18 protein-coding genes are annotated in these 22,076 nt (G+C 70.1%); 8 read left to right on the top strand and 10 right to left on the bottom strand.

Going from position 1 to position 22,076, the window contains the following annotated elements:
* Positions 1–66: 66 nt before the first annotated feature.
* Entirely contained in the window at positions 67–936 is an 870-nt protein-coding gene (locus CG740_RS15280) for a Cof-type HAD-IIB family hydrolase (protein ID WP_234376263.1), read from the top strand.
* 144 nt (positions 937–1,080) lie between these two features.
* Here CG740_RS15280 and CG740_RS15275 read toward each other — a convergent pair whose 3' ends face one another.
* From CG740_RS15275 to CG740_RS15260, 4 genes are all read right to left on the bottom strand, one after another.
* The gene (locus tag CG740_RS15275; protein ID WP_100575672.1) at positions 1,081–2,853 is read right to left on the bottom strand and encodes a sensor histidine kinase; all 1,773 of its coding nucleotides are present in this window, start codon (positions 2,851–2,853) and stop codon (positions 1,081–1,083) included.
* Positions 2,854–2,872: 19 nt separating this feature from the next.
* Positions 2,873–6,400: a thiol reductant ABC exporter subunit CydD gene (gene cydD / locus CG740_RS15270; RefSeq protein WP_199846452.1), complete on the bottom strand. Its 3,528-nt coding sequence runs from the start codon at positions 6,398–6,400 to the stop codon at positions 2,873–2,875.
* Between the two features lie 83 nt (positions 6,401–6,483).
* Positions 6,484–7,485 carry a cytochrome d ubiquinol oxidase subunit II gene (cydB, locus tag CG740_RS15265; protein ID WP_100575670.1) on the bottom strand — a complete coding sequence of 334 codons (1,002 nt, stop codon included), beginning with the start codon at positions 7,483–7,485 and terminating at the stop codon, positions 6,484–6,486.
* 18 nt (positions 7,486–7,503) lie between these two features.
* Complete coding sequence (locus tag CG740_RS15260; RefSeq protein ID WP_100575669.1) at positions 7,504–9,012, bottom strand: cytochrome ubiquinol oxidase subunit I; 1,509 nt, start codon at positions 9,010–9,012, stop codon at positions 7,504–7,506.
* A 219-nt stretch (positions 9,013–9,231) separates the two neighbouring features.
* Here CG740_RS15260 and CG740_RS15255 point away from each other — a divergent pair, with 219 nt between their 5' ends.
* Complete coding sequence (locus CG740_RS15255) at positions 9,232–9,612, top strand: cyclophilin-like fold protein (RefSeq protein ID WP_100575668.1); 381 nt, start codon at positions 9,232–9,234, stop codon at positions 9,610–9,612.
* A gap of 103 nt (positions 9,613–9,715) precedes the next feature.
* Here CG740_RS15255 and hisC read toward each other — a convergent pair whose 3' ends face one another.
* Positions 9,716–10,795, bottom strand: coding sequence for a histidinol-phosphate transaminase (gene hisC, locus CG740_RS15250; protein WP_100575667.1), 1,080 nt, complete (start codon positions 10,793–10,795; stop codon positions 9,716–9,718).
* Between the two features lie 408 nt (positions 10,796–11,203).
* Between hisC and CG740_RS15245 the strand changes: the two genes are divergently transcribed.
* The 3 genes from CG740_RS15245 (at position 11,204) to CG740_RS15235 (ending at position 14,764) form a co-directional block, all read left to right on the top strand.
* Positions 11,204–12,337 (top strand): LacI family DNA-binding transcriptional regulator, encoded by a 1,134-nt coding sequence (locus tag CG740_RS15245; RefSeq protein ID WP_100575666.1) that lies wholly within the window; start codon positions 11,204–11,206, stop codon positions 12,335–12,337.
* Positions 12,338–12,602: 265 nt separating this feature from the next.
* The gene (locus CG740_RS15240) at positions 12,603–13,745 is read left to right on the top strand and encodes a metallophosphoesterase (RefSeq protein WP_100575801.1); all 1,143 of its coding nucleotides are present in this window, start codon (positions 12,603–12,605) and stop codon (positions 13,743–13,745) included.
* A 173-nt stretch (positions 13,746–13,918) separates the two neighbouring features.
* Positions 13,919–14,764 (top strand): hypothetical protein, encoded by an 846-nt coding sequence (locus CG740_RS15235; RefSeq protein WP_100575665.1) that lies wholly within the window; start codon positions 13,919–13,921, stop codon positions 14,762–14,764.
* A gap of 65 nt (positions 14,765–14,829) precedes the next feature.
* On the opposite strand, the gene thiC is transcribed toward CG740_RS15235, so the two are convergent.
* Positions 14,830–16,608, bottom strand: a complete 1,779-nt coding sequence (gene thiC / locus CG740_RS15230) for a phosphomethylpyrimidine synthase ThiC (RefSeq protein ID WP_100575664.1) — start codon at positions 16,606–16,608, stop codon at positions 14,830–14,832.
* A gap of 198 nt (positions 16,609–16,806) precedes the next feature.
* Here thiC and CG740_RS15225 point away from each other — a divergent pair, with 198 nt between their 5' ends.
* Positions 16,807–18,144: a YibE/F family protein gene (locus CG740_RS15225; protein WP_100575663.1), complete on the top strand. Its 1,338-nt coding sequence runs from the start codon at positions 16,807–16,809 to the stop codon at positions 18,142–18,144.
* Positions 18,145–18,148: 4 nt separating this feature from the next.
* On the opposite strand, the gene CG740_RS15220 is transcribed toward CG740_RS15225, so the two are convergent.
* From CG740_RS15220 to CG740_RS15205, 4 genes are all read right to left on the bottom strand, one after another.
* A complete protein-coding gene (locus CG740_RS15220) occupies positions 18,149–18,583 on the bottom strand; it encodes an SsgA family sporulation/cell division regulator (RefSeq protein ID WP_100575662.1) in 435 nt (144 codons plus the stop codon).
* A 102-nt stretch (positions 18,584–18,685) separates the two neighbouring features.
* On the bottom strand, positions 18,686–19,456 hold the full coding sequence (locus CG740_RS15215) for an IclR family transcriptional regulator (RefSeq protein WP_100575661.1): 771 nt from the start codon (positions 19,454–19,456) through the stop codon (positions 18,686–18,688).
* A 312-nt stretch (positions 19,457–19,768) separates the two neighbouring features.
* Entirely contained in the window at positions 19,769–19,990 is a 222-nt protein-coding gene (locus CG740_RS15210) for a DUF5326 family protein (RefSeq protein WP_100575660.1), read from the bottom strand.
* Positions 19,991–20,128: 138 nt separating this feature from the next.
* A complete protein-coding gene (locus CG740_RS15205) occupies positions 20,129–20,446 on the bottom strand; it encodes a cupin domain-containing protein (RefSeq protein WP_100575659.1) in 318 nt (105 codons plus the stop codon).
* Between the two features lie 50 nt (positions 20,447–20,496).
* On the opposite strand from CG740_RS15205, the gene CG740_RS15200 reads away from it, so the two are divergent.
* A complete protein-coding gene (locus tag CG740_RS15200) occupies positions 20,497–20,877 on the top strand; it encodes a phage holin family protein (RefSeq protein ID WP_100575658.1) in 381 nt (126 codons plus the stop codon).
* A 41-nt stretch (positions 20,878–20,918) separates the two neighbouring features.
* Positions 20,919–22,055, top strand: coding sequence for a cystathionine gamma-lyase (locus tag CG740_RS15195; protein ID WP_100575657.1), 1,137 nt, complete (start codon positions 20,919–20,921; stop codon positions 22,053–22,055).
* Positions 22,056–22,076: the final 21 nt, after the last annotated feature.

The raw sequence follows: 22,076 nt of genomic DNA, 5'->3' as shown, positions 1-22,076 counted from the left end.
CGCCGAGCGCTCTCATCTGTGCGTCTCCTCGCACGCCCGTGCGTTCGCGTACGGAACAATGGCCCGGTGACCTCTGCTACCGACCCCGCCCCGGCCATCCGCCCCGTGCCCACCGCACCGCGGCTCATCGCGACCGATCTGGACGGCACCCTGCTGCGCGACGACAAGTCCGTGTCGGACCGTACGGTCGCCGCGCTGGCCGCCGCCGAGCAGGCGGGCATCGAGGTCTTCTTCGTCACCGGCCGTCCGGCCCGCTGGATGGACGTGGTCAGCGCCCACGTCCACGGTCACGGCCTGGCGATCTGCGGCAATGGGGCGGCCGTGGTGGATCTGCACGGTGACGGCGACGGCCCCCGCTTCGTGAAGGTACGGCCGCTGGAGCGGGCCGCGGCTCTCGATGTCGTCAGCCTGCTGCGCGCCGCCGTACCGGGCACGTCCTTCGCGGTCGAGCGCACCGGGGGCTTCCACCACGAGTTCGCCTATCCGCCCATGCACATGGACGCCGCGGCGAGCATCGCGCCGGCGGAGAAGCTCCTCGCCGAGGACGCCGCCCCGGCGAAGCAGCCGGTGCTCAAGATCCTCGCCTTCCATCCCGAACTGGCCCCCGACGACTTCCTCGCGCTGGCCCGCACAGCGGTCGGGGCACGCGCCGAGATCACCCGGTCCAGCCCGACCGCACTGCTGGAGATCAGCGGCGCAGGCGTGTCGAAGGCCTCCACGCTCGCGCTGTGCTGTGCCGAGCGCGGCATCTCGCCCGCCGAGGTGGTGGCCTTCGGTGACATGCCGAACGACATGGAGATGCTGAGCTGGGCCGGCACGTCGTACGCGATGGGCAACGCCCACCCCGATGTCCTGGCCACCGCGACCGGACGCACGGCCGCCAACAACGAGGACGGCGTCGCGGTCGTGATCGAACAGATCCTCAAGGCCCTCTGACGCCGGAGAGCCACGCTCCATCCCCGGCTCGGACCCCGTGGCGGGGGCGTTTCACGTGAAACGCCCCGCTGTTTCACGTGAAACAGCGCGCCCGCGAAGGCACGGCTCCGCCCTCGTGGCGTACCGCCCCACCAGGACGTCGTCTCAGATCGGTGCCTCCCACACGACGGTCGTGCCGCCTCCGCCGTCCCCGAGCCCTGGTCCGTACGAGCTGGAACCTCCGAGCGCCTCCGCGCGCCTCTGGAGATTGCGCAGTCCGCTGCGCCGGCCGCCCGGTGGGATCCCCACCCCGTTGTCCGCCACCGTCAGGCGTACCCCCGCGCTGCCGTCCGGCAGCTGGGCCGTGGCGTCGATGACGACCTCGATCCGGGACGCCTCCGCGTGCCGGAAGGCATTCGAGAGGGCCTCGCGCAGGGCCGCGATCAGGTTCTTGCCGGTCAGTTCGCCGACCAGGGTGTCCACGGCGCCGAGGAAGCGGTGGGCCGGCTTGAAGCCGAGCGGCACCGCGGCCATGTTGATCTCCCGCAGCACACGGGTGCGCAGCCCGGAGGGCGCCTCGGCAGGACCCTGCTGGAGGGCGAAGATCGCGGTGCGGATCTCCTGAATGGTGACGTCGAGTTCATCGACCGCCTTGCCGATGCCGCTCTGCACCTCGGGCACGATCGACTTGCGCTGAGCGCCCTCCAGCATCATCCCGGTGGCGAACAGACGCTGGATGACGAGGTCGTGCAGGTCGCGGGCGATGCGGTCACGGTCCTCGTACACCGCGAGACGTTCCCGGTCCCGCTGGGCCTCCGCCATCATCAGGGCGAGTGCCGCCTGCGAGGCGAACTGGCTGGCCAGGGTCCGCTCGGCCTCGGTGAACGGCCGACCGCCGCGGACCCGAGGCGTGGCGAGGGCACCGAGGACCCGCCCACCGCTCTGCAAGGGCAGCAGCATGCTCGGCCCGTAGCGCTCGGACAGTTTGGTGATCATGCGCGGGTCGGTGGCGGCGTCGTCGACGAAGACCGCCTCGCCCTCCAGCAGGGTGGAGACGACCGGGCTCTCCGGCGGAATCACCAGGCCGAGCGAGACGCGCGGGTTGTCGGCGGAGACCGCCACGATCTCCAGACCGCCCTCCTCCGCGGGCAGCAGCACTATGCCGGCATCGGAGACCGCGAGGTGGCGGGCCTGTTCGGCGACGACCTCCAGGGCATCGTCCGCGTCGCCGCCCGACAGCAGGGCCGTGGTGACGGCGACCGAGCCGTCGATCCACCGCTCACGCTGACGTGCCGCCTCGTAGAGCCGTGCGTTGCCGATGGCGATCCCGGCCTCGGTGGCGAGCACCCGCACCATGTGCAGGTCGTAGTCGTTGAATTCGCCGCCGCCGTGCTTCTCGGTGAGATAGAGGTTGCCGAAGATCTCGCCCTGGACGCGGATGGGGACGCCGAGGAAGGTACGCATCGGCGGATGGTTCGCAGGCAGCCCCGCCGAGCGCGGGTCGGCGGAGATCTCGGCGAGCCGGAGCGGCTCGGGGTGGTGGATGAGCCAGCCGAGCAGTCCGCGGTGCCCGTCCGGCCGGTGCCCGATCGCCCGGGCCTGTTCGTCGCTGACCCCGTACGTCACGAAGTCGGAGAGCCCTCGCCCTTCGTCGTTGACGACGCCGATCGCCGCGTACCGTGCGTCGGCGAGCTCGGCGGCCGTCTCACAGATCCGGTCCAGCGTCGAGTGCAGTTCCAGGCCGGTGCCCACCGAGCGCATCGCCTCAAGCAGTTGGGGCACCCGGGCGGTCAGCTCGGTGGAGAGTCCCTGGAGGCTGCGAGTGGCCCGGGTCGCCGCTTCGAGCGGATCCTGGTTCGGACGTTCCGGGTCCTGGCGGTCCAGGTCCGTGACGTCCTGGTGGCCCGTGGGCCTGTTCGGGTCTGGCGGGACTGGCATGCCTTGAGACTAGTTAGTCCTATTTGGCGAGGAAAGTCGGCTGCTGCCGGGCGTCGGTCTCGCGCTCCCGGTCCAGCATGCCCCGCAGCGGCCCATCGATGAGCGCGAGCTCGTCATAAGTACCGCGCTGCACGGTCCGGCCCTCGTCGAGCACGATCACCTCGTCCACGGCTTCCAGTCCGCGCAGCCGGTGGGTGATCAGCACCGTCGTGCGGCCTTCGGTGGCCGACAGGAGGTCGGCGGTGAGCGCGTCGGCGGTCACCAGGTCCAGGTGCTCGGCGGGCTCGTCAAGGACCAGCACCGGGAAGTCGGCCAGCAGGGCGCGGGCCAGGGCGAGCCGCTGGCGCTGTCCGCCGGACAGCCGGGCCCCGTGTTCGCCCACGAGGGTGTCGAGGCCGTCCGGCAGCCCGTCGACCCAGTCCAGGAGCCGGGCCCGCCCCAGGGCGGACCGCAGGTCGTCGTCGGTTGCGTCGGTGCGGGCGAGCCTCAAGTTCTCCCGTACCGAGCTGTCGAAGAGGTGCGCGTCCTGGGCACACAGCCCGACCAGCCGCCGCACGTCGTCGCCGTCGAGCCGGCTCGCGTCGCTCCCACCGATCCCGTACGTACCGGTCCGGGCGTCCAGGAAGCGGAGCAGTACCTGGGCAAGGGTGGTCTTGCCGGACCCGGAGGTGCCGACGACGGCGACCCGCATGCCCGGAGTGAGGCGCAGCCCGAAGTCGTGCAGCGCGTCCCGCTCCTGCCCCGCGTAGCGGGCCCCGAGGCCACGCAGCTCCAGTGGGAACGGCGAGGTGGGCGCGGTGGCGGGCGCATCCGGTTCCCGCACGGGGGCGGGTGTGTCCAGGACCTCGTAGACGCGCTCGGCGCTGCGCCGCACCCGCTGGCGGGACTGCACGGCGAGCGGTAGCCCGGTCACGGCCTCGAAGGCGGCGAGCGGCACCAGCACCACCACCGCGAGCTGCACCCCGTCGAGGCGTCCGGTCACCACGGCCCCCACGCCGACCAGCGCGGCCGCCGCCACGGTGAGTCCGCAGGTCAGCGCGGAGAGGCCGGTGCCGAGCGCGGTGGCGGCGGCGCCCCGCGAGGCGATCCGGGTCAGCGTCGTGTCCGCGTCCTTCACGTCGCCGAAGCGGCGGCCCAGCGCCCCCGCCACGGTCAGCTCGCCCGTTCCGGTGAGCAGATCGGCCACCCGGGTGGCGAGCGCTCCCCGGGCCGGGGCCAGCTGCCGTTCGGCCCTTCGGGCCAGGGCTCCGCTGACGCACGGGACGACGACCCCGGCGACGAGGAGTCCCCCGGCGAGGACCGCGCCGGCCTCGGGCAGCAGCCATGCCGTGAAACCGGCGCTGAGCACGGACACGACGACGGCGACCCCGGCGGGCAGAGCCCAGCGCAGCCAGTAGTCCTGCAATTCGTCGACGTCGGCGACGAGACGGGACAGCAGATCGCCGCGCCGGGTCTCGCGCAGCCCGGCGGGCGCGATCCGCTCCAGCTGCCGGTAGACCGCGACACGCAGTTCGGCGAGCATGCGAAGCACCGCGTCGTGCGAGACGAGGCGCTCGGCGTAGCGGAACACCGCGCGCCCGATCCCGAAGGCCCGGGTCGCGGTGACGGCCACCATCAGATAGAGGACCGGGGGCTGTTGCGCGGCCCGCGAGATGAGCCAGCCGGAGGTCGCCATGAGCCCGACGGCCGAGCCGAGCGCCAGGGCACCGAGCAGCAAGGCCAGGGCGATACGTCCGCGCAGTCCGCGGGCCGCGGCGCGGACCCGGGCGAGCGGATTGCGGACGGCGACGCCGGCGGGCCGCGCTGCCGCAGCCTCGGCGACTGCCTCAACAGGAGCCACCGGAAGGGCAGTTGAGGCCGGCGCGAGCGGAGCCTGGGCCGGGACATGGGCCAGGGGGACTGCGGGCGTCAGCCCCACGACGCGGTCCGCCACGGCGAGCAGCGCCGGGCGGTGCACCACGAGCAGGACCGTACGGCCCACCGCGAGCCGGCGGACCGCGTCGACGATGGCGGCCTCGGTCTCGCCGTCGAGCGCGGCGGTCGGCTCGTCGAGCAGGAGCACCGGCCGGTCGGCCAGGAACGCCCGAGCCAGGGCGAGACGTTGGCGCTGACCGGCGGACAACCCCGCGCCGCCCTCACCGAGGACGGTCGCGACACCGTTCGGGAGCGCGGCCACGAAGTCGTGTGCGCCGGCGTCGCGCAGTGCGTCGAGTACGGCGGCGTCGTCCGCGTCCGGCCGGGCGAGCCGGACGTTCTCCGCGATCGTCCCGGCGAAGAGGTGGGGCCGCTGCGGCACCCAAGCGATGTGCTCACGCCAGTCGGCCAGGGACAGCGACGCGAGGTCCGTCCCGGAGACCAGGATGCGACCGTCGCCCTCCGGTGCCACGAAGCCGAGGACCGCGTTGAGGAGGGTCGACTTCCCGACGCCGCTCGGCCCGGTCAGCGCCACGGTCTCGCCCGGCTCGACCACCAGGGAAGCGGCGGCGAGGGAGGGTTCGGTGCGCCCCGGGTGGCGGACGGTCACGCCGTCGACCGTGAGGCGGACCGGTCCCGCGGGCACCGCCGCCGTGCCGTTCTCGGGCAGCGGGGTCTCCAGGACCTCGAAGATCTCCTCCGCGGCGGAAAGGCCCTCCGCCGCGGCGTGGTACTGGGCGCCGACCTGGCGCAGCGGCAGATAGGCCTCGGGCGCCAGGACCAGGATGACCAGGCCGGTGTACAGGTCGAGATCGCCGTGGACGAGGCGCATGCCGATGCCGACCGCGACCAGCGCCACCGAGATCGTGGCGAGCAGTTCGAGGGCGAAGGACGAGATGAAGGCGATCCGCAGGGTCTTCAGGGTCGCCCTGCGGTAGTCCGAGGTGATCGTCCTGATCGACTCCGCCTGCGCCTTGGCCCGCCCGAAGACCTTCAGCGTCGGCAGTCCGGCGACCACGTCGAGGAAGTGCCCCGACAGCCGGGACAGCAGCCGCCACTGGCGGTCCATCTGCGACTGGGTGGCCCAGCCGATGAGCGCCATGAACAGGGGGATGAGGGGCAGGGTCACGACGATCGTCGCCGCGGACACCCAGTCCTCGGTGACGATCCGCGCGAGCACGGCCACGGGTACGACGACGGCGAGGCCGAGTTGGGGCAGATAGCGCGCGAAGTAGTCGTCGAGTGCGTCGACCCCACGGGTGGCGAGCGCGACGAGTGAGCCCGTGCGCTGACCGCTCAGCCACTCGGGGCCGAGCCCGGCCGCCCGCTCCAGGAGTCGGCCGCGCAGCTCCGACTTGACCGCCGCGCTCGCCCGGTTGGCGGCGAGCTCCGTCAGCCAGGAGACCAGACCCCGCCCGGCCGCGACCGCCGCGAGGAGCAGCAACGGCGTCCTCAAGCCGGCCGTGCCCTGGCCGTGCTGGAACGCCCCCACGACGATCTCGGCGATGAGCATGGCCTGGGCGATGATCAGTCCCGCCCCGACCAGACCGAGGACCACCACGGCCGCGAGGAAGAAGCGGGTGGCGCGGGCGTACCGGAGCAGGCGCGGGTCGATCGGTTTCACGTGAAACATCCCCCAACAGAAGGATCAGTGCGGGCCCGGAGGGGTGTGTTTCACGTGAAACACACCCCGTTGAACCGTGCGGACCGAGGCGGTCAGTGGGCCTCGGCGATGTTCTTGGTGCCGATCCGCTTGCGGAACACCCAGTAGGTCCAGCCCTGGTAGAGCAGCACGATCGGGGTCGCGACCCCGGCACACCAGGTCATGATCTTCAGGGTGTACGGCGTGGACGAGGCGTTGGAGACCGTCAGGTTCCAGGCGTCGTTCAGCGAGGACGGCATGACGTTCGGGAAGAGCGTCAGGAAGAGCATCGCCACCGCGGCCGCGATCGTGATGCCGGACAGTGCGAACGACCAGCCCTCGCGTCCGATCTTGATGGCCCCGATCGCCCCGACCAGCGCGAGCACGGCGATGGCCATCGCGACCAGGCTCTTGGTGTCGCCGCGTGAGGCCTGGGTCCAGATCAGGAAGCCGAGCGCGAGCACCGCCGTCACCAGACCGAGCTTGAGCGCCAGTGCCCTGGCCCGCTCACGGATGTCGCCGAGCGTCTTGAGGGAGGCGAACACCGCACCGTGGAAGGTGAACAGGGCGAGGGTGACCAGTCCGCCCAGGATCGCGAACGGGTTGAGCAGGTCCCAGAAGTTGCCCACGTACTCCATGTGCGCGTCGATCTTCACCCCGCGCACGATGTTGGCGAAGGCCACGCCCCAGAGGAAAGCCGGGATGAGCGAGGTCCAGAAGATGGCCTGCTCCCAGTTGCGCTGCCACTTCTCCTCGGGCCGCTTCGCCCGGTACTCGAAGGCCACGCCCCGGACGATCAGACAGACCAGGATGATCAGCAGCGGCAGGTAGAAGCCGGAGAAGAGCGTCGCGTACCACTCGGGGAAGGCGGCGAAGGTCGCGCCTCCGGCCGTGAGCAGCCACACCTCGTTGCCGTCCCACACGGGTCCGATGGTGTTGATCAGGACGCGCTTCTCGGTGCGGTCCCGGGCCAGCAGCTTCGTCAGGATGCCGATCCCGAAGTCGAATCCCTCCAGGAAGAAGTAGCCGATCCACAGAACGGCGATGAGTACGAACCAGACGTCGTGGAGTTCCATGCCTCGATCTCCTCAGCCTCAGTACGAGAAGGCCATCGGCCGGTCGGGGTCACGGTGGTCCCCGCCGATCTTGGTGGGCGGGTTGAGGTCGTCCTCCGTGAGTTCGGGCGGGCCGGCCTTGACGTACTTGACGAGCAGCTTGACCTCGACCACGGCGAGTACCGCGTAGAGCAGGGTGAAGACGATCATCGAGGTGAGGACCTCGCCCTGCGAGACGGTGGGGGAGACCGCGTCCTTGGTGCGCAGCACGCCGTACACCACCCAGGGCTGACGGCCCATCTCGGTGAAGATCCAGCCCCAGGAGTTGGCGATCAGCGGGAAACCGAGCGTCCAGACGGCGGCGAACCAGTACCACTTGGTCAAGCGGGCGCCGAGGGGCGTGCTCTTGAAGAGCACCAGGTTCGGCACCTCGTCCTCACCGGTCCTCATCCCCGGTGCCAGCATGAACTTCTTGCGGGTGAGCCAGAGTCCGACGAGGCCGATGGCGAAGGACGTCATGCCGAAGCCGATCATCCAGCGGAAGCCCCAGAAGGTGACCGGGATGTTGGGCCGGTAGTCGCCGGGCCCGAACTTCTGCTGCTCCGCCTTGTTCACGTCGTTGATGCCGGGGACGTACGAGGAGAAGTTGTTGTCGGCGAGGAAGGACAGTATTCCGGGCACCGAGATCTCGACGTCGTTGTGGCCCTTGGCCACGTCGCCCACGGCGAAGATCGAGAAGGGCGCGGAGTTCTGGCCGTCCCACAGGGCCTCCGCGGCGGCCATCTTCATCGGCTGCTGCTTGAACATGACCTTGCCGAGCGAGTCACCGCTGACGGCCGTGAGCAGTCCGCCGATCACCAGCGTGACCAGGCCGAGCCGCAGCGAGGTGCGCATCACCGGGATGTGCTTCTTGCGGCGCAGGTGGATGGCGGCGACCCCGACCATGAACGCGCCACCGGTCAGGAAGGCGGCGGTCAGGGTGTGGAAGACGACGACGAGGGTGGTGTCCTGGGTCAGGACGTGCCAGAAGTCGGTGAGTTCGGCGCGTCCTGTGGCCTTGTTGAGCCGGAAGCCGACCGGGTGCTGCATCCAGGAGTTGGCCGCCAGGATGAAGTAGGCGGACAGGATGGTGCCGATCGAGACCATCCAGATGCAGGCGCAGTGGATCTTCTTCGGCAGCTTGTCCCAGCCGAAGATCCACAGTCCGATGAAGGTGGACTCGAAGAAGAAGGCGATGAGCGCTTCGAAAGCGAGCGGGGCACCGAAGATGTCGCCGACGAACCGCGAGTAGTCGGACCAGTTCATGCCGAACTGGAATTCCTGGACGATGCCCGTGACCACACCCATCGCGATGTTGATCAGGAAGAGCTTGCCCCAGAACTTGGTCGCCTTGAGGTACTTGTCCTTGCCCGTTCGCACCCATGCCGTCTCCAGGCCGGCGACGAGCGCCGCCAGGGAGATCGTCAGGGGGACGAAGAGGAAGTGGTAGACGGTGGTGATGCCGAACTGCCATCGCGCCAGGGTTTCCGGCGCCAGAGCCAGGTCCACGTCGGCACTCTCCTTACATCGCCGAGGTCACAGCCGCAGCTTGCCCCTTTAATCCCGCCGATCTTGGGATGAAGCGGGACACGCTTGTGAACGCGTTCACATTCACAAGCATTATGTCGTACTGGCTGTCGACATCTCCAGGGGGGTCCCCTAAGCGGCGGAGGCCGGATCTGGACACCCTCTTCCCAAGACTTTCAACATCTTGTTGAATTCGGCGCCATGGAGAAACAGCTGCGCATACGCATCTCATGGCCCGCGGGCAGCCTCACCGCGACCCTCGAAGAAACCCCGACGAGCGCGGCGCTCGCGGGGGCTCTCCCGATCACTTCCACCGCGCACACCTGGGGCGAGGAGGTCTACTTCGACACCCCCGTCTCCCCCGAGCGGGAGCCGGACGCCCGGCAGGTGGTGGAGCCGGGCACGGTGGCCTTCTGGACCGACGGCGACGCGCTCGCCCTGCCGTACGGACCCACCCCGATCTCGCGCGGCGACGAATGCCGGCTCGCGAGCCCCTGCAATGTGCTCGGCCGGATCGACGGCGACCCGCGGCAGCTGGCCACCGTCCGCTCCGGGGACCCGATCAGGGTCGACGCGATCTGAGGACGAGGCGTCCCCGAGACTCCGGGGCGCCGCCCCAGCTACCCGCACGGGCGCCCTGCGACCCGCGTCAGGCCTGCTTGCCGGGCCAGGCCTGCTTGCCGGATCAGGCCTGCTTGCGGAAGCCTTCCGCGACCTTGAGGAACAGGTCGTTGGCCTCGCCCTCGCCGATCGTGACGCGCACGCCCTCGCCCGCGAACGGCCGGACCACGACACCGGCCGCCTCACATGCGGCGGCGAAGTCGACCGTGCGCTCACCGAGGCGCAGCCAGACGAAGTTCGCCTGCGTCTCGGGCACGGTCCAGCCCTGCTGCACCAGGCCCGCGTAGACCCGCTCGCGCTCGCCCACCAACGCGCCGACGCGGCCCATCAGTTCGTCCTCGGCGCGCAGCGAGGACACCGCCGCGTCCTGGGCGAGCTGGCTGACGCCGAAGGGCACGGCCGTCTTGCGCAGCGCCGCGGCCACCGGCTCGTGGGCCACCGCGAAGCCGACCCGCAGCCCGGCGAGCCCGTACGCCTTGGAGAAGGTGCGCAGCACCGCCACGTTCGGACGGTCGCGGTAGATCTCGATGCCGTCCGGCACCTCGGTGTCCCGGATGAACTCCCGGTAGGCCTCGTCGAGCACCACCAGGACGTCGGAGGGCACCCGGTCGAGGAAGCGCTCCAGTTCGGCCCGGCGCACCACGGTGCCGGTCGGGTTGTTCGGGTTGCAGACGAAGATCAGCCGGGTGCGGTCGGTGATCGCGTCGGCCATCGCGTCCAAGTCGTGCACATCGCCCGGGGTCAGGGGCACCCGGACCGAGGTCGCTCCACTGATCTGGGTGATGATCGGGTACGCCTCGAAGGAACGCCAGGCGTACATGACCTCGTCACCGGGGCCGGAGGTGGACTGGATCAGCGACTGCGCCACGCCCACCGAGCCCGTGCCGGTGGCCAGGTGCGTGAGGGGGACCCCGAACCGGTCGGCCAGCTCGTTCATCAGCCCGGTGCACGCCATGTCCGGGTAGCGGTTGAAGCTCCCCGCGGCCGCGACCGCGCTCTCCATCACGCCCGGGAGCGGCGGGTAGGGGTTCTCGTTCGAGGACAGCTTGTAGGCGACCGGTCCGTCGGAAGCTGCGGGCCTGCCCGGCTTGTAGGTGGGGATGCCGTCCAGCTCGGCGCGCAGCTTGGGGCTCGTCTCGCTCACCGCAGGTCCTCCTCGACCGTTCCGTACGGATGCCGTGGCCGCCGGCGCGGACAGCTCCGTACACATCCAATGCTCCTCACCTTATGAGGATTCGGCTTCCCTGCGAATAGGGGACGGGGGCCGGTTCCCGGCGGGCGCGGGCGGAGGGGGGAGCGCTTCTGTTCATGGCGCACGCCGGTGGCTCGCGCCGTAGCGCGCATCACCCGTGCAGGTGAGTTGAGACCTCTTCGAAACCTCGGACAGTTGCCAGCCGCCCACGGGTCGACAAGCGTCACCGCGTCGGAATATCGCCCAACTCCCTTGCATCGCAAGGCGATTGACGCTTTACGATCATGCAGAAACGTGCCTGTCAACGCGTGCATATGCACCCGGGCCAACCATCCGTCATCGCCCTACTATCGGCTCGCCATGACAGCAGCAGGGAAGCACCAGGTGAGCCGGTCGACCGGTCGCCGGCTGGGGCGGGCAGGTATTCGGGACGTAGCCGCCGCCGCCGGTGTCTCCATCACGACCGTCTCCGACGCGCTCAACGGCAAGGGCCGGCTCCCCGACGCCACCCGCCGCCACGTCCGCGAGGTCGCAGACCGGCTGGGCTACCGCCCATCCGCAGCGGCCCGCACGCTCCGTACCGGCAAGTCGGGCCTCATCGGCCTGACCGTGACGACCTACGGGGATGAACCTTTCACCTTCACCGAATTCGCCTACTTCGCCGAGATGGCGAGGGCGGCGACCTCCGCCGCCCTCGCACGCGGCTACGCCCTCGTCATCCTGCCCGCCACCTCACGCCGCAGCCCCGCGGACGTCTGGTCGAACGTCGCCCTCGACGGCACCGTCGTCATCGACCCCTCCGACCAGGACCCCGTCGTCACCGAACTCGTACGCCAGGGACTTCCGGTCGTCTCCGACGGCCGCCCGGCGGGCAGCCTGCCCGTCACGGCCTGGGTGGACAACGACCACGAGGCCGCCGTACTCGACCTGCTCGACCATCTCGCCGCCGCCGGCGCCCGCCGGATCGGCCTGCTCACCGGAACCACCACCGACACCTACACCCGGCTCTCCACCGAGGCCTATCTGAGCTGGTGCGAACGCGTCGGCCAGGACCCGGTGTACGAGTCCTACCCGGCGCATGACCCCTGCGCGGGCGCCGTCGCGGCCGACCGGCTGCTCGCCCGCCCGGACCGGCCCGACGCCGTCTACGGACTCTTCGACCCCAACGGCACCGATCTGCTCGCGGCCGCCCGGCGCTACGGACTGCGGGTGCCCGAGGACCTGCTGCTCGTGTGCTGTAGCGAGTCCACCGTGTACGCCACCACCGAGCCGCCCATCACCACGCTCTCGCTCAAACCGAGGCGCATCGGCACGGCCGTCGTCCAGCTGCTCATCGACGCGATCGAGGGGATCGACAACGGCCAGCCGATCGAGCAGGTGATACCGACCGAACTGATCGTGCGCACCTCCTCCCAGCGACGGCCTCCGCGCACCACGGTCAGCCCGCCCCGATCGCCGGCCAAGGACAACCAGCCGGGCCCCGGCAAGGAGTGAACTCCGGCCGGACGGCGGCTCCAGTCGTCCGGCATCGGGCACAGCCCTGTCCCAATAGCGCGGACCAATGTCAGGATCGGCCTGGACTAGACCACCACATTGGGGACATAACCACCCGCGAACATCGCTCGCACCCGGATTGACCACCCCTGGTGCGTCACACAGCATGAGGCGCATTCCTATGATGGGCGCACGACACCACGGATCCCCGCCCGACCTGGCGGCTCCCAGGGTGTACGGCGGCGCGACGGTGGTGGAGGGGTCGATGACTCAGGGGGCCGGTCAGGGACCCGTGCGGACGGAGACGTTGCGTGACTTCCGGGTGCCGCCGTATGCGCAACAGACCCCCGTGCCACCGCCGGAGGAACCGGCCGGACAACCGGAGCCCGCGGTGCCGCTCTTCCACCAGCAGCCACCCGCCGGCCACCCCGAGGCGCCCGCGCCTCCTCCGGCGCCCGGCGCGGCCACCTATTCGGGTGATGAGCCCGACGGCTACACGCCGACGGCCCGGGACCTCCCGGTGATCCAGCGCGGCGACACGGTCGAGCTGCCGACGGTCGAGCCCCTCGCCGCCGAGATCCCCGAGGGCCCCGGCCCGCTGTACGTCGTGGGCGACGTCCACGGCTACCTCGACGAACTCCTCGCCGCGCTGCGCGCCCAGGGCCTCATCGACGAGTCCGGCAACTGGGCCGCGGGCACCGCGCGCCTGTGGTTCCTCGGCGACTTCACCGACAGGGGCCCCGACGGCATCGGCGTCATCGACCTCGTCATGCGGCTCTCCGCCGAGGCCGCGGCCGCCGGCGGCTACTGCAAGGCCCTCATGGGCAATCACGAGCTGCTGCTCATCGGTGCCAAGCGGTTCGCCGACACCCCGGTCAACTCGGGCGCGGGCACCGCCACCTTCCAGGCCGCCTGGCTGCTCAACGGCGGCCAGAAGGCCGACATGGACCGGCTCCAGGACGTACACCTCCAGTGGATGTCCCGGCTCGACGCGATCGAGCAGGAGGACGACCACCTCCTGATGCACTCCGACACGACCGCCTATCTGGACTACGGCGACTCCATCGAGGCCGTCAACGACACGGTCCACGCCATTCTCAACCGCAACGACGCCGACGAGTGCTGGGACCTGTTCCGCAAGTTCACCAAGCGCTTCGCCTTCCGTGACGAATCGGGCCCGCAGGCCGCCCGCGAGCTGCTCTCCGCGTACGGCGGTCAGCGCGTGGTGCACGGCCACAGCCCCATTCCCTACCTGCTCGGAGAGGTCGGCACCGAAGACGGCGAGGAGGACTCGCGCCCGGTGGTCGAGGGCCCGCACGTCTACGCCGACGGCCTTGCCATCGCCATGGACGGCGGCGTGACCATGGCCGGAAAGCTGCTGGTCCAGCAACTGCCTCTGCATGGGTGACGGTTGACCGGGAAGGCCTTCCGCAAAGCGCCGGGTATGCCATTTCCGGAAACACCCTGTCACCGCGTGCCGTAGCGGCTCTACCATCGGGTTATCCGTAGCAGGCTCTCCTCCGTTTCCGCCCAACTGCCCGTTCCTCAGGCGGGCATCCCGGCCCTACGGAGCATCGGGGGATGCACATGAACAGCGCTCCGCACCTGCTCAGCGAGGACCGCCCGGAGTTCGAGCGGATTCTTGACGAGGCACTGCGCACCGCGCATGAACGGCCCGAGCTGTCCGGTATCGGCGACCGTCTGAACGCCGTGCAACTGCGCACCATGGTGCTCTCCGCCGGCACGTTCGTCACCGAGCGGGCGGCCGCCGAGTACGAGCACTACGTCAGGGCGCGCGAAGAGCTGCGCGCGCACTCCGGATCCACCGGGCACGACTCCGTCCTGGCGACCGCCGAGAACACCGTCCTGGAGCCCTCGGGCGCGGGCGTGGGGGCCGTCGTCACGGTCCTGGCCCCGGTGCTCGCGGGCACCGCGGCAGCGATATTCCTGCTGGTCGGCTACGTACTGAAGATGCTCAAGCCCCAACCCGCCTTCGCCGACACCATGGTGACGGCGGGCTGGTTCTTCGGCGCGCTGACCGCCGCCGCGATACTCGCCGCCGGCATCGGGCTGCTGATCACCGCCGTGCGCAACGGCGCGACCCAGGTCGTCGCCATCGACCAGGACAGCGAGGCGGACGCCCCCGACGAGCAGACGCAGGAACTCGCCCGCGCCCGCGAGGCCTGGCGCCACGCCCTGCTGGAGCGGGGCATCTACCCCTTCCTGCGGGACGCGCTCGCCGATCCGAGCGTCGACCCCGGCGCCCCCGCGCCGCGCCGACCGATCGGCCGCATCCCCACCCTCGGCTACGACCGCCCGGGTTTCGGCAGCCCCGACGAGGGCGGCTCCCCCACCCGCCACGCGGGCTTCACCAGCCCGGACTTCACCAGCCCCGACTACGGCGGACCCGAGCACCAGCCGGACTGAACCGGCGGGTGCGGCGCCGCACCCGGGAGTGGTCCGCTCCCGGGGCGGCGCGAGGCCGCACGGCCTCAGTCGGCGATCGGCAGATAGACCCGGTTGCCCGCGTCCGCGAACTCCCTGGACTTCTCCGCCATTCCGGCCTCGATCTCGTCGGACTTCAGGTCACCGCCGTGCTCGCGGCGGATGTCCTGGGAGATCTTCATCGAGCAGAACTTCGGACCGCACATCGAGCAGAAGTGCGCGGTCTTGGCCGGCTCCGCGGGCAGCGTCTCGTCGTGGAACTCCCGGGCGGTGTCCGGGTCGAGGGCCAGGTTGAACTGGTCCTCCCAGCGGAACTCGAACCGGGCGTCCGAGAGCGCGTCGTCCCACTCCTGCGCGCCCGGGTGCCCCTTGGCCAGGTCCGCCGCATGAGCGGCGATCTTGTACGTGATGACGCCGGTCTTCACGTCGTCACGGTTGGGCAGGCCGAGGTGCTCCTTGGGCGTGACGTAGCAGAGCATCGCGGTGCCCCACCAGGCGATCATCGCCGCACCGATGCCGGAGGTGATGTGGTCGTAGGCGGGCGCCACATCGGTGGTCAGCGGCCCCAGGGTGTAGAACGGGGCCTCTTCGCAGATCTCCTGCTGGAGGTCGATGTTCTCCTTGATCTTGTGCATCGGGACGTGTCCCGGGCCCTCGATCATCGTCTGTACGTTGTGACGCTTGGCGATCGTGTTGAGTTCCCCGAGCGTGCGCAGCTCCGCGAACTGCGCCTCGTCGTTGGCGTCCGCGATGGAACCGGGGCGCAGGCCGTCACCGAGCGAGTACGTCACGTCGTAGGCCGCGAGGATCTCGCAGAGCTCCTCGAAGTTCTCGTACAGGAACGACTCCTTGTGGTGCGCCAGGCACCAGGCCGCCATGATCGAACCGCCGCGCGAGACGATGCCGGTCTTGCGGCGGGCGGTCAGCGGCACATAGCGCAGCAGCACGCCGGCGTGGACCGTCATGTAGTCGACGCCCTGCTCGGCCTGCTCGATGACCGTGTCCTTGTAGATGTCCCAGGTCAGCTCCTCGGCGCGGCCGTCGACCTTCTCCAGCGCCTGGTAGAGCGGGACCGTGCCGATGGGGACGGGGGAGTTGCGCAGCACCCACTCGCGGGTGGTGTGGATGTTGCGGCCCGTGGAGAGGTCCATGACCGTGTCCGCGCCCCATTGCGTGGCCCACGTCATCTTGTCGACCTCCTCCTCGATGGAGGAGGTGACCGCGGAGTTCCCGATGTTGGCGTTGACCTTCACCAGGAACCGCTTGCCGATGATCATCGGCTCGATCTCTGGGTGGTTGATGTTGGCGGGCAGCACGGCGCGGCCCGCCGCGATCTCCTCGCGGACGACCTCGGGGGAGACGTTCTCGCGGATCGCGACGTACTCCATCTCCGGGGTGATCTCGCCACGGCGGGCGTACGCGAGCTGGGTGACGGCCTGGCCGCCGCGGCCCCGGCGGGGCTGGCGCGGGCGGCCGGGGAAGACCGCGTCGAGGTTCTTGAGCCCGCCGCGCGGCGAGGTGTGCTTGATGCCGTCGTCCTCGGGGCGGACCGGGCGGCCCGCGTACTCCTCGGTGTCGCCGCGCCCGATGATCCAGTTCTCACGGAGCGGGGCGAGGCCGCGGCGGACGTCGGTCTCGACGCCCGGGTCGGTGTACGGGCCCGAGGTGTCGTACAGCGTCACGGCCTTGCCGTTGGTGAGGTGCACCTGACGGACCGGCACCTTGAGGTCGGGGCGCGATCCCTCCACGTACCCCTTGTGCCAGCCGATGGACTTCCCGCTCTCCTCAGTGCTGGAGGCAGGCGTGCGTGCGTCCTGAATGGTCATGAGACCTACTCCCTACGCCGGCATTACCCGGTAACAGGTTCGGCGGTCGGCGCAGCCGTTTCCGTACGGTTCGTACGGTTTTCAGCGCCCTCTCAGCCCGGTGCTCCGAGCTCCCGCGTGTGCAAAGGTGTCACCACGCTAGCGTCATCACTGGCGCGCTGAACAGAGGGCCCCCGGTGTTCTTGCGATGATCGGGCGGTGACCTCACCAGAACCGCACCCTCCGCACCAGCACGGCGGACACGGCCACGGGCACGGCCACTCCCACGCGCACGGGCCCGCCGCCCCCGTCTCCAAGCACCTGCGCAAGGTCATCGCCGCCGTGCTGATTCCTTTCTCCACGGCGGTACTTGTGGGTCTCGTGGTGCTCTGGCCCGGCGGCGCCCCGCCGCACCAGCGCACCGGCGTCGGCTTCGACCGCCAGACCCAGCAGGCCAAGGTGGTCAAGGTCGAAGAAGTCGACTGCGCCTCGGTCAACGCCGGGCAGGCCCCGTCCAACGGTGACACCTCCACCGCCGAGAGCCAGCAGGCCAGGAAGACCGAGCAGCGGGTGTGCAAGAAGGCCACCGTCGAGGTCACCTCGGGCAAGGAGAAGGGCCGCACCTTCACCGAGATCGTCCAGCCCGACTCGCCCCGCCAGCTGCACACGGGCCAGGGCGTGATCGTCGCGTACGCCCCCGACGCACCGCACGACCTGCAATATTCGGTGACCGATGTGAACCGCCGGTTCCCGATGGCACTGCTCGCCGGGATCTTCGCGCTCGCGGTGGTGGTCGTCGGCCGGCTGCGCGGGGTGATGGCGCTGGTCGCCCTGGTGGTCTCGTTCGCCGTGCTGACGCTGTTCATCCTTCCGGCGGTGTTGCAGGGCTCCAATCCGCTTCTGGTGGCGGTGGTCGGGGCGAGCGCCATCATGCTGATCGCGCTCTACATGTGCCACGGCCTCTCCGCGCGCACCTCCGTCGCCGTCCTCGGCACCCTCGTCTCGCTGATGCTGATCGGGCTGCTCGGCTCGCTCTTCATCGGCTGGGCCTCGCTCACCGGCAACACGGACGACAACACGGGCCTGATCCACGGCCTCTACCCGCACATCGACATGTCCGGCCTGCTGCTCGCGGGCGTCATCATCGGATCGCTCGGCGTACTCGACGATGTGACGGTCACGCAGACATCGGCGGTCTGGGAGCTGCACGAGGCCAACCCGACCATGGGCCCGCGCGGCCTGTACCGGGCGGGCATCCGGATCGGCCGCGACCACATCGCGTCGGTGGTCAACACCCTGGTGCTCGCCTACGCGGGAGCCGCACTGCCGCTGTTGCTGCTGTTCTCGATCGCGCAGAGCAGCGTGGGCACGGTGGCCAACAGCGAGCTGGTCGCCGAGGAGATCGTCCGCACCCTGGTCGGCTCGATCGGCCTGGTCGCCTCGGTGCCGCTGACCACGGCGCTCGCCGCCCTGGTGGTCTCCGCCGACCGGCCGGGCACGGGGTCGGCCGGGCCGCGCGCGGTACGCGGCGGGGGCGGTCACCGCCGCAAGAAGTAGCGGGTCAGCCGGCGTTCTCCTCGGCGAGGATGCGACCGAGTGCCTCCTCCAAATGCTCGTCGGACTCCCCGAGCGTCCACTCCTGCCCGAGCGGTACGAGCTTGTCGGTGCGGTCGAGGAAGGCCACGAGCGGCGCCGCGCCGGCCCGGAACAGGGCCGCGTCCGCGCCCACTTGGAGCCGGATGTGGACGTCCGAGAGCTCCTCGGGCTCGCTGGGCTCGATTCTCACATCGCCGTCCCCGGTCGCCCCGTTGATGCCGTCGAGCAGCAGTTCACGGCCGAACGCCCAGGTCACGGGCGCGTCGCCGGGAAGGTGGAAAGTCATGCGCACCGCATAGGGGTCCGCCGCCTCGTACTTCAGCTCCACCGGGATCTTGAAGGAAAGCTCCTCGGAGACGAGGAAGCTCATCATCACTTCTGCCTGAACCGATTCACGCATCGCACGTACCCCGCTTTTGCCGAAACTGGCCAGGAATGATCCCGCATGGCCCTCTTGACGCAATCGTGCTGGAAGCCCCAACAGATCACAAGGAGTGATATTTCAGATACTGATAGAGAAGGCCAGGGTGCGGAACAGGCCACCCACTTCGCCCCGCAGTTGCTCGATGGCGGGAAGCAGACGTTCTTCCTGGTGAAGGGGTACGGAAATGGCCACCGCGGCAGCGCTGGAACCGGCCGTGATCGGGATCGCCGCGCAGACCGTACCGAGCGCGTACTCCTGCCGTTCGATCACGGGCTGCATACGCTCCGTAGCCGCCAGCCGCTCCGACAGGGTACGGCGGTCCCGCACGGTGAAGGGGGTGATGGCCTCGACCGGATGCCGGTCCAGATAGTCCTCGCGGGTGCGCTCGTCGAGCTGGCTGAGCAGGCACTGGCCGATCGCGTGGGCGTGCCCGGTCTCGCGGAAGTCGGCCCACTCCTCGACCGCGGGCGCGGCAGGGGTGTCGGCGACCCCGGCGATCTCGATCTCGCCCTCGCGCCAGACGGCGAAATAGACGGGCACCCCGATGGAGTCCCGCCAGTGCGCCAACGAGTCGGCGATCTTGCTGCGACGATTCTGCAGTGCCCCGCCATGGGCCAGCCGCTCGACCGCGGGCCCGAACACGAACACCCCGTGTTCGCGCCGCAGATAGCCCTCGTGGGTCAGGGTGCGCAGCAGGTGATAGGCGGTGGGGAGCGGCAGTCCGGCCTCGCGGGCCAGTTGTTTGGCGGGGGCGCCGTCCCGGTGGGACCCGACTGCCTCCAGCAGGCGCAAGGCCCGCTGGACCGAGCCGATCAGGGTAGGGACGGCGGCATTCGAAGCCGTGGCCACGGGTCACCCCCAGGAGTGCCGACGGGCAGGACGCCCGACTGCGGGGGCCACCCCCGCGGGCCCCGCCGCACGTCCCAAGGGGCGGCACGGGCGGTCGAACCGGAGGCAGGGATCGGTCGGGACCCGTGATTCCCAGGGGGCGGCAGGGACCAGCCACTCTAATGGCCGACTTCGCCGGTCAGGGGGTTTCGCCGGCTTCGTTCCCCCGGCCGGGCTAATCCCCGGACGTCATGGGCGCGGCGTGCACGCCGGTCCGGTATCGCGGATGCCCAGCCGGGCTCCGGGCGGAAGTCGTCGTTCCGCCCGGTCCCGCTACCAGTCGCCGCGCGAGGACGACGAGGAGGACATGAACCTCCGCACCACATAGATGAGACCGCCGACCAGGGCCACGAAGACCAGCAGCTTGAAGAGCAGTCCGAACAGGAAGCCCACCACGCTCGCGATCAGGCCGCCGAACACCACCAGGGCGATGACGGGCACGGCGACCCACTTCACCCACCAGGGCATCCCCGCGAATATTTCCCGTGCCGCCATCGTCCTTACCTCTTTCGTCAGTTCACCAGTCGTGTGCTTTCGACACTCCTGATGCTAGGCGCGAGGGGGTACCCTGCGGGGCCCTCGCAGCCCTTGAACACCCCTGACCGAACCCTTAGGGAGAATCGGGGGCGACCCTCAGCTCTCAGGGGGAGAGAAGACGACCAGAACCCTCAGATCCTCCGTGATGTGGTGGAACTTGTGCGCCACTCCGGCCGGCACATAGACCACGCTGCCCCGCGCGACCTGCGTCGTCTCCAGGCCCACGGTGATGGAGGCGCGGCCGCTGACCACGAAGTAGATCTCGTCCTGGGCGTGCGGGGACTGAGGGTCGTGCGCGCCCGCGTCGAGCGCGTACAGCCCCGCCGACATGGTGCGCTCCCGCAGGAACTGCAGATACGCACCGTCGTTGGCGGCCCGCTCCGCCTCCAGCTCGTCGAGTCGGAAGTCTTTCATCGCCCTCTGCCCCTGCGCTCGTGCTGATCACGTCTGCCACGATCAGACCCATGAAGAATTTCGTAGTCAAGACGATCGCCAATGCGGCCGCCCTGGCGGTGGCCGTCTGGCTGGTGAAGAACATCACCCTGACCGGTGACAACACCGGCAAGAAGGCCCTGACGCTGATTCTGGTCGCGCTGGTCTTCGGCGTGGTGAACTTCGTCGTCAAGCCACTGGTCAAGCTGCTGTCGTTCCCCCTCTTCATCCTCACCCTCGGGCTGATCACGCTGGTGATCAACGCGTTGATGCTGCTGCTGACCTCCTGGCTCGCCGACAAGCTCAACCTGAGCTTCCACGTCGAGGGGTTCTGGACCGCCGTGCTCGGCGCCCTGATCATCTCGATCGTTTCCTGGGCGATGCACATCGTTCTGCCCGACGACAAGGACTGAGCCTTGGCCACCCCCCACCGCGATGAAATGGAGCGTGCGGCATGACAGGTGACGGCACCCGATCCGTACGCGCCGGGCTCCCCGAGCCGGTGGCCTACGAACCCACCCTGCCCGGGCCGGTGTTCGCCGCCCACTTCCACCTGCCGGGCGAGGCCACCGGGCCGTACACCTACGGCCGTGACACCAACCCGACCTGGACGCATCTGGAGCGGGCGATAGCCGAGCTGGAGTCGCCCGACGAGAGCGCCGAGGCGATCGTCTTCGCCTCCGGGATGGCGGCCATCTCGGCCGTGCTGCTCTCCCACGCGCGCACCGGCGACACGGTGGTGCTGCCGGACGACGGCTACCAGGCGCTGCCTTTGGTGCGCGAGCAGTTGGAGGCGTACGGCATCGCGGTGCGCACCGCGCCCACCGCCGGCGACGCCCAGCTCGCCCACCTGGACGGCGCGAAGCTGCTGTGGATCGAGACACCGTCCAACCCCGGTCTCGATGTGTGCGACGTGCGCCGGCTGGCGCGGGCCGCGCATGACGCGGGCGCTCTGGTGGCGGTCGACAACACCCTGGCCACGCCGCTCGGGCAGCGTCCCCTCGAACTCGGCGCGGACTTCGCGGTGGCCAGCGGCACCAAGGGCCTGACCGGCCACGGCGATCTCCTGCTCGGCTACGTGGTCTGCCGCGACCCCGATCTCGCCGCGCGCGTACGCAAGTGGCGCAAGGTCGTCGGCGCGATTCCGGGCCCGATGGAGGCCTGGCTGGCCCACCGCTCCCTCGCGACGCTGCACCTGCGCGCCGACCGGCAGGCCGCGAACGCGCTGGCCCTCGCCGAGGCACTGGCCAAGCGGGAGGAGGTGACCGGCCTGCGCTACCCGGGACTTCCCTCGGACCCGTCCCACCGGACGGCCACGGCGCAGATGCGGCGCTTCGGCTGCGTGATCTCCTTCGACCTGCCCGACCGCGCCTTCGCCGAGCGGTTCCTGGAGGCGCTGCGCCTCGTGGACGACGCCACGAGCTTCGGCAGCGTCCGCTCCACGGCGGAGCGGCGCGGGCGCTGGGGCGGCGACGCCGTCTCGGAGGGCTTCATCCGCTTCTCCGTCGGCGCCGAGGACGCCCCCGACCTGATCGCGGACGTGGAGCGCGCCTTGGCGGAGGCGGGCTCGCCGGCCGGGCCCCGTCCGTAGGACGGGCGGTCCGAGCCTCCC

The organism is Streptomyces sp. CB01201, from assembly GCF_002803085.1.
In the GTDB taxonomy this organism is placed as follows: domain Bacteria; phylum Actinomycetota; class Actinomycetes; order Streptomycetales; family Streptomycetaceae; genus Streptomyces; species Streptomyces hundungensis.
Note: the sequence above shows the minus strand (reverse complement) of the source record. Positions and strands in the feature narration are given on the sequence as shown.